Genomic DNA, 1,205 nt, shown 5'->3' with positions numbered 1-1,205 from the left:
TGTTGCAGCCTTAGTATGTTCCATAACGGTCATAGGTGCTCCTTATAAGGATTTTTGTAGGGATTTTGTAAGAATGTTTTAATTTTTATCTGCTCACCATGCTAGCAACGGGGCGGGGAGAAAACAGGGAGATAGTTCAAAAATTGCCCATGATTTCATTAAGGTTTTAGGTAACCCGTCACATATTGGTGCGAATAGTTTATCGTGCGCGCAAACCTTTGCGCTAGGGCAAAACGATTATTAATTACTTAAAATTAAGCAGTTGTTTTATTACGTGGAAAGCCAGGTGTTACGGGGGGTAGATCACAAAAAGGCCAGCATAGTGCTGGCCTTTTGTGGGTAAATTACGTGCTTGATAAGCTATAAAAATTAATGCAGCGTTTTATTGCCGCCTGAAGCTTGCGTATACAGTTCGGTAACTTCTGTTTCATCGAATGTATATGTTGTGCCACAGTAATCACAGTGTAAAGAAACCGATCCTACTTCAGCTAAAATGTCGTAAATTTCAGCTTTCTCAACGGTAATGATTGCCGCGCCGCTGCGCTCACGTGAACAGCCACAGTGGAACGCTACTGGTTGAGGTTCGTACACACGTACTTTGTCTTGGTTGTATAGACGGTATAGTAGATCGTTCGCTTCTAGGCCAAACAGTTCTTCGTCTTTTACGGTGTTAGTCAGTTGCTCTAGGTGCTCGAAGTCATCTGGAGAACCAGTGCCATCAGGAATAACCTGAATAAGCATACCCACCGCGTGCGGTTTACCTTCGAATTCGCCAGTGCGGATCCAAAGACGCGTTTTTAGCTGCTCAGAGTTAGCGAAGTAACCTTCTAACACTTCCGTCAGGTTTTCACCTTCTAGACCAACCACACCTTGGTAGCGCTCGCCTTTTTTCGGCTCGATAGTGATAACTAGGTAACCTTTACCCATCATTTCGTGCAGGCTAGCGTCATCAGCGATGTCACCTTCCCAGCGCGCCACTCCACGAACTTGTTGGTTGTGGTCGCCATTGATTACTGCAAGAGAAACAGGGCCGTCACCTTGAAGTTGGATTGTGATTGAGCCTTCGAATTTAAGAGTTGCAGTCAAAAGAGTCGTTGAAACGAGTAGCTCACCCAACAGTTTTTGTACTGCTGCCGGATATTCCTTGCTGGAGATAACACGTTGGTACGCTTCATCCAATTGTACCAACTCGCCACGTACTGAAA

The 1,205-nt window shown here is 45.0% G+C and carries 1 protein-coding gene; it reads right to left on the bottom strand.

Annotated elements, in window-relative coordinates; genetic code table 11:
• Window positions 1-369: 369 nt before the first annotated feature.
• On the bottom strand, window positions 370-1,205 hold an 836-nt coding region (gene hslO, locus R7O12_RS25800; protein ID WP_318126903.1), incomplete at its 5' end, for an Hsp33 family molecular chaperone HslO.

The organism is Vibrio sp. Vb1574 (assembly GCF_033338675.1).
This window is presented reverse-complemented; position numbering and strand designations above follow the sequence as displayed.